Annotated in this window: 7 protein-coding genes; 3 read left to right on the forward strand and 4 right to left on the reverse strand. The window is 76.0% G+C overall.

All coding sequences use genetic code 11. From position 1 onward, the window contains the following. Positions 1–14: 14 nt before the first annotated feature. Together ACFWAR_RS29190 and ACFWAR_RS29195 are read right to left on the reverse strand one after the other, a co-directional pair. Positions 15–212, reverse strand: coding sequence for a DUF1918 domain-containing protein (locus ACFWAR_RS29190; RefSeq protein WP_385783314.1), 198 nt, complete (start codon positions 210–212; stop codon positions 15–17). Between the two features lie 55 nt (positions 213–267). Continuing rightward, positions 268–1,233: a DMT family transporter gene (locus ACFWAR_RS29195; protein WP_385783317.1), complete on the reverse strand. Its 966-nt coding sequence runs from the start codon at positions 1,231–1,233 to the stop codon at positions 268–270. Between ACFWAR_RS29195 and ACFWAR_RS29200 the strand changes: the two genes are divergently transcribed. From ACFWAR_RS29200 to ACFWAR_RS29210, 3 genes are read left to right on the forward strand one after another with little or no spacing between them, the layout of a single operon-like run. Further along, positions 1,154–2,665 carry a PLP-dependent aminotransferase family protein gene (locus tag ACFWAR_RS29200; protein ID WP_385783320.1) on the forward strand — a complete coding sequence of 504 codons (1,512 nt, stop codon included), beginning with the start codon at positions 1,154–1,156 and terminating at the stop codon, positions 2,663–2,665. The two genes, ACFWAR_RS29195 and ACFWAR_RS29200, sit on opposite strands and share 80 nt — an antisense overlap. Before the next feature lie 32 nt (positions 2,666–2,697). Continuing rightward, the gene (locus tag ACFWAR_RS29205) at positions 2,698–3,273 is read left to right on the forward strand and encodes a histidine phosphatase family protein (protein ID WP_385783323.1); all 576 of its coding nucleotides are present in this window, start codon (positions 2,698–2,700) and stop codon (positions 3,271–3,273) included. Between the two features lie 59 nt (positions 3,274–3,332). Beyond that, the gene (locus tag ACFWAR_RS29210) at positions 3,333–4,265 is read left to right on the forward strand and encodes a TIGR03619 family F420-dependent LLM class oxidoreductase (RefSeq protein WP_385783326.1); all 933 of its coding nucleotides are present in this window, start codon (positions 3,333–3,335) and stop codon (positions 4,263–4,265) included. 40 nt (positions 4,266–4,305) lie between these two features. On the opposite strand, the gene ACFWAR_RS29215 is transcribed toward ACFWAR_RS29210, so the two are convergent. Further along, complete coding sequence (locus ACFWAR_RS29215) at positions 4,306–4,911, reverse strand: carbohydrate-binding module family 14 protein (RefSeq protein WP_385783328.1); 606 nt, start codon at positions 4,909–4,911, stop codon at positions 4,306–4,308. A gap of 276 nt (positions 4,912–5,187) precedes the next feature. Next, a complete protein-coding gene (locus tag ACFWAR_RS29220; protein WP_385783331.1) occupies positions 5,188–6,372 on the reverse strand; it encodes a hypothetical protein in 1,185 nt (394 codons plus the stop codon). Positions 6,373–6,541: the final 169 nt, after the last annotated feature.

Below are 6,541 nucleotides of genomic sequence, written 5' to 3' on the forward strand. Positions count from 1 at the left end.
CGGGTTCGCCGGGTTCACTGGTGGTGCGTGTCCGGGTGCCGTACGACGCAGTCCGGCCCGGGGGCCATCAGCGCCTCGTGGCCGTCCTGGAACCGCACCCGGTAGGGCGGGGTTCCGTTGTCCCCCAGGACCTGGAGGATCTCGCCGACCTTGTCGTTCTGGCCGACGATCCTGCCGTGCTGCACCAGCTGGTCACCCTCGGTCGCGTGCATGCTGACCTCCCTCGGGCCGGTCCGGTCGGTGACAGCAGTTTACGGCGTTCCAGACCTATTTGACCCGTTGGGTCAGGGCGATGCAGACGAGCACCGCGGCCGCCGCCACCGGCGCGGCCGGGGTCAGGCGCTCGCCCAGCAGGGCCACCGCCCACACCAGCGTGAGCAGCGGCTGGGCGAGCTGGAGCTGGCTGGCGCGGGCGGGTCCGATCTCGGCCATCCCGCGGTACCAGACGTACAGCCCGAGGAAGCTGGAGCCGGCCGCCGCCCACACCAGCCCGGCGATCCCGTGCCCGGTCAGGTGCACGGGCTCGGCGGCCAGGCCCAGCACCGACCCGGTCACGGTCAGCGGCAGGCACAGGACCAGCGCCCAGCCGATGACCTGCCAGCCGGGCATCGCCTTGGCCAGCCGGGCGCCTTCGGTGTACCCGGCCGCGCACACCAGCAGGGAGGCGAAGAGGTAGGCGTCGCCCGCGGAGAGGGCGCCGCCGCTCTGCGCGAGGGTGAAGCCGAGCACCACCGCGGCCCCCGCGACGGCGGCGGCCCAGAAGGTGCGCGAGGGCCGGACGCCGGTGCGCAGCGCGGCGAGCACGGCGGTGGTCAGCGGCAACAGGCCGACCACCACGGCGGAGTGCGAGGTGGTGGAGGTGCGCAGGGCCAGCGTGGTCAGCATCGGGAAGCCGACGACCACCCCGGCGGCGACCACGGCGAGACCCGCCCAGTGCGCGCGGCCGGGCAGCGGGACGCGCAGGGCGAGGAGGAAGACGCCCGCGATCGCGGCGGCGAGGACGCTGCGCAGCGCGACGAAGGACCAGGGGCCGAAGCTCTCCATGCCCCAGACGGTGGCCGGGAAGGTGAGCGAGAAGGTGACGACGCCGAGGGCGGCGAGCAGCGTGCCGGAGGTGGCGCCGGAAGTGGTGGCGGAGGTGGCGCCGGCCGGGGTGCCCGGACCGGTTCCCGAGTCCGTCTCGCGCTCAACCGCTATCGTGGCAGGGCGGGTAGCGCTATTCTTGGCTCTCATGTACGAGCGTAGCAGTGTGGCTGAACTGGCGGAATCCCTCAGATCCGAGTTGAACCGCTACTCGGTGGGTGGAAAGCTGCCGTCGAGCCGCTCCTTGGTCGAGCGGTTCCGGGTGAGTCCGGTGACGGTGTCCCGGGCCCTGGCCCAGCTCGCTGCCGAAGGACTCGTGGTGACCAGGCCCGGTGCCGGGGCGTTCCGCTGCGCGCCGCGCGAGGCGGCCCCGGCCGCCACGGACACCTCCTGGCAGGAGGTGGCCCTCAGCGCGGAGGAGGGCGGGGAGATCGTGCCGCGCTCGGTGGACGCCTCCGGCGTGCTGGTCTCCCTCGCGGCCCCGCCGCCCGGGGTGATCGAGCTGAACGGCGGCTACCTGCACTCCTCCCTCCAGCCCGAACGGGCCCTCGCCGCGGCCCTGGCCCGTGCCGGCCGGCGGCCCGGGGCCTGGTCCCGGCCGCCCGTCGAGGGGCTGACCGAGCTGCGCGACTGGTTCGCCCGGGAGATCGGCGGCCCGCTCACCGCCGCCGACGTGCTGGTCACCGCGGGCGGCCAGAGCGCGCTCACCACCGCCCTGCGGGCGCTGGCCCCGCCGGGCGCGCCCATCCTGGTCGAGTCCCCGACCTACCCCGGCCTGTTGGCGATCGCCCGCGCCGCCGGGTGCCGGCCGGTGCCGGTGCCCTGCGATGCGGACGGGGTGCGTACGGACCTGCTCGCCGCGGCCTTCGAAGCCACCGGCGCGCGGGTGTTCGTATGCCAGCCGCTCTTCCAGAACCCGAGCGGATCGGTGCTGGCCGACGCGCGGCGGGCCGAGGTGCGCCGGATCGCGCGGGCCGCCGGGGCCTTCGTCGTCGAGGACGACTACGCGCGCTCGCTCGCCCACGAGGACGCCGGACCGCTGCCTCCGCCGCTGGCCGCCGAGGACCCCGACGGGGTGGTGGTGCACGTGCGCTCCCTCACCAAGGTGGCCTCGCCCAGCCTGCGGGTCGGCGCGCTCGCGGCCCGCGGGCCGGTCCTGGAGCGGCTGCGCGCCATCCAGGTCGTGGACAGCTTCTTCGTGCCCCGGCCGTTCCAGGAGGCCACGCTGGAGCTGGTCGGCGCCCCCGCCTGGCCGCGTCACCTGCGGGCCGTCGGCGCCGAGCTGCGCCACCGGCGGGAGGTGCTCGTCGGCGCCCTGCGGCGCGAGCTGCCCGGCCTGACGCTGCCCCACCTGCCCGTCGGCGGATACCAGTTGTGGGTGCGACTGCCCGACGGCGCGGACGAGTCCGCCTTCGTGTCGGGCGCACTGCGCGCCGGGGTGGCCGTCACCCCGGGCCGCCCGTACTTCTGCGCGGAACCGCCGGGTCCGTACGTCCGCATGAGCCTCGCCGGGGTCGCGTCCGCCGGGGAACTGGCGGCGGCCGTCGGCAAGCTGCGCTGCGGGGTCGGTACGCAGGCTTGACCTCGGGCGGGGCTCGCCGCACCATCGCCGCTATGCATGTTCGGGTCTCGCTCGTCACCGCAGCCCGTAGTTCCTCGCTGCTCGCCGAGCGCTTCGACGACGACCGCCCGCTCGACACCGTCGGCTGGCGGGCGGTGGAGACGGCCGCACACGGACTCGTGCCCCTGGGCGCGGCCGAGCTGCGCTACTGCTCGCCCACGCCGCGCAGCCGCGCCACCGGTCGGGCCCTGGGCTACGCACCGCTCGCCCAGCCGGCCCTGCGCGACTGCGACATGGGCCGTTGGCGGGGGCTCACCCTGGCCGAGGTGGCCGCGCGCGAGCCGGGTGCGGTGGACCTCTGGCTGTCCGACCCGGGCGCGGCCCCGCACGGCGGGGAGTCGCTGCTCGCCTTCATCGCGCGGATCGGGGCCTGGCTGGACACCCGGCCCGCCGACGACGGGGGAGCGATCGTGGCGGTCGCCGAACCGTCCGTGGTGCGCGCCGCCCTGGTCTTCGCGCTCCGGGCGCCGCCGCAGACGTACTGGAACGTGGACGTCCGGCCGCTGTCCACGCTCACCCTCGCCGGATCCGCGGGGCGTTGGCACCTTTCGCTGGAGACGACCGTTTGACGCACTGACGGCGCCTCACCGGCAGGCGCCGCGCGTCCCTCCGGCGAAGGAGAAGAACCGTGGCGATCCGGCTCGGCCTCGGCCTGCCCCAGATGAAGCACTTCGACATCGGCCGGGACGTCCCGGCGGTGGCGCGCGCGGCGGAGGAGGCCGGGTACGGGAGCCTGTGGGTCTTCGAGCGGATCCTCTTCCCCGAGCAGCCGCTGGAGGGGATGTACGGGATCCCGGGCCTGCCCTGGATGGAGAAGTACCGCGCGGTCGCCGACCCGTTGATCACGCTGACCCTCGCGGCCGCCGCGACCGGGCGGACCCTGCTGGGGACCAGCGTGCTCGTCGCCCCTCTGCACATACCCGTCCAACTGGCCCGGTCCCTCGCCTCCCTGGACGCGGCGAGCGGCGGCCGGGTGCTGGCGGGCCTGGGCACCGGCTGGTCGCGCGACGAGTTCGCGGCCGCGGGCGTGGCGCCCTTCGAGCGGCGCGGCGCGGTGCTGGACGAGCTGCTCGACGTGTGCGCGGCGGTCTGGGGTCCCGACCCGGTCGCCTACAAGGGCGGGTCGACGGTCATCGCGCCCGCCGGGATCGGCCCCAAGCCCGCCCGTCCGATCCCCGTCCACCTGCCCGCCACGAGCCCGCGCGCCGCCCGCCGCCTGGTGGACCGGGCGGACGGCTGGATGCCGGTGGCCACCGGTCCGCAGGTGCTGGCCGGAGCCTGGGAGCGGCTGACGGACCTGGCCGCCGAGCGCGGACGGACCCGGCCGATCGAGGTGTGCGCGCGGGCGAACGCGCTCTACACGCAGCAGCCCTTCGAAGGGGCGGACCGGCGGCCCTTCCAGGGGAGCGTCGAGCAGATCGCCGAGGACGTCGCCGCGCACGCGGCGGCCGTACCGCTGACCGACGTGCTCCTGGACCTCCAGGCGAGCGTGCGGGACGCGGCCGAACTGGCGGACGTGGCCGCCGAGCTGTACGCGGCGGTGCGCGCCACCGGGGCCTGACCCCGCGCCCGCCGGTCCGGTGCGGCCCGGCTCCCGCCGGTCAGAGGAGGGAGACGGTTCCGGTCGCCGTGGAGGGCCGGTAGATGCCGTCGATCCCGCCGTAGGTCGCCCGGTAGCCGCGCAGGATCTCGTCGAGCGGGACGTTCAGTCGGGCCGGTGAGTCGCAGCGGGCCGCGCCGTACTGGTCGGTGACGGCCGTGCAGAGGGTCCTGCCGCCCGCGGTGGTGAAGGTGACCGGGACCCCGTCCAGCCCGGCGGGGCCGTCGGCCATGCGGATGGTGGTGCTGAGGTTGCGCACGCCGAAGAGCAGCCCGTTCAGCTTCGCGGGCCCGGCGGTGGTCTCGGTGGCCACGGCCGGGCGGACCCGCTCGGGCAGGTCGCACGCCTGCTGCCCGAGGTCGAAGACCTGGCCGCCGGGGCAGGGCAGCACGGTGGCGACGCCGTTCGCGCACTGCACGTAGAACCGCTGGTCCTGCGGGCGCGGCAGCCGGTTCGAGGCGCCGCAGTCGCCGGTGGCGGCGGTGGCGGCGGCGGTCGCGGTGGCCGCGCCCGGTCCCAGCGCCAGGCCCAGTGCCACGAGTGCGCCGAGGGCCGAGCCCGCCAGGACCCGGCCGACGCGGCGTGTGATGGTGCGTGAGCGTGACACTGCTGCCCCCATGGGAAGTGACCCTGTGTGATGAGATGAATGCAGAGGGGACTGTAGGGAGCGTGCGGCGGGGGTCGCAACGATCGATTTCCGGCCGGGCGCGTGGCGGGTTCCGCTACCGCGCGTGCGCTCGAAGGAGCCTTCCGGTGGCCTCGGACGCCGGACTTCCTGGTGGCGGGACCGACAGGATCGTTTCGCCGGTGCCGCAGGGTGACGGTGCGTCCCGGGTGGCCGGAAACAGCCTCCGGCGCACCACCCGGTCGACTGTCCGATGGATCAGATGTTCCCCTCGATGGCGTCCAGTGCCGTCTCCAGGGACCGGCAGAGCCGTTCGTCGGCGAGCATCCCCTGGTCGACGCGACGGTCGTCGGCGAGGGCCTCCCGCAGGAGCGCCGCGGCGGCTGCGGCCGGAGCGCCGATCGCGCCCAGGTGTCGCACGGCGGCCCCGGCCGCCTCCGTCAGGCGGGCGTCCCGCAGCGGGGCCAGCTCCCGCCGCAGGACCGCCACCGCCGGTTCCGGGTCACCGGTGATCCGCCAGAACGCGCTCGCCGCCTCCACCCGGGTCCACGCACCGGGCGCGTCGAGCAGCGTCCGTACGTCGTCCACGTGCGCGGCGGCGGCCGGGCCGAGGTCGCCGAGGTACCGCAGGACGGGCCCGCCGAGCCCCGCGCGGGCGAAGCTCCCGCACACCTCCAGGGCCGTCCCGGGGTCCCCGGTGACCCGCCAGTGGGCCCAGGCCGCGCTCTGCCGGCCGTGCCAGGGGTTCGCGGTGTCGGGCCAGCCCTGCCGCGCGGGGCGCGTACGGGCCCGGGCGAGGTCGGCCAGGACGTCCGCGGTGGCCGCCCCGGCGGGCCCGATCCGGCCGAGGACCTCGCAGGCGACGCGCGCGTACGGGCCCCCGAGCAGCGGCGCCAGCAGCGGCACGGCGGCTCCGGCCCGGGCGCCCCACTGGCCCAGCAGGGCGAGGGAGCTCTCGATGTAGTGGTCGCCGGGGGCGGCGCGCATGCGGGTCAGGACCGAGGGCAGCAGCTCCGGCAGCCGGGCCAGCGTCGGGGCGTACGCCGGGCGGAGCAGGGAGCGGGAGGGGTCGGCGACGCGCGCCGTCAGCAGCGGGAGGGCGCGCCGGTCGTCGAGCCCGGCCAGGGCGGCCAGGACGTGGTCGACGAGTTCGAACGAGTAGGCGTCGGTCGACCGGTGGTGACGCAGGAAGGCCGCGAGCCGGTCGGCGTGCCCGTCCAGCACGCTCGGCCCGCACTGCGCGAGCAGGTGCCCGGCCGCGCAGGCGACCATGACCTGGTCCTCCAACGAGAGGACGACCCGGTCCCACAGCTCCTGCGGCGGCCGGCGCCGCTGCGCCAGGACCACGGCGACCTTCCCCATCCGCCTGTACCGCAGGTCCGCCGTCGTCGCGAGCCGCCCCGGCCCGGGTTCCCACCCGCGCAAGATCTTTCTCCACCCCATGGGCGGCACTCTAGGCCGTCTCCGTCGGATCGCGCCGGTCCGCCGAAGACCCCTTCGGGCGCCCCCCGGGGCGGTTCTAGGGCGTGTTTCGAAAGTAGCGCCGGGCGCCCGAAGGGCGCGGCTCGCGGCGTCTGGTGCCGTGCATCGCAAGGCGGAGGATCGCCCGCCT

This window comes from Streptomyces sp. NPDC059917, assembly GCF_042730635.1.
Classification (GTDB): Bacteria; Actinomycetota; Actinomycetes; order Streptomycetales; family Streptomycetaceae; genus Streptomyces.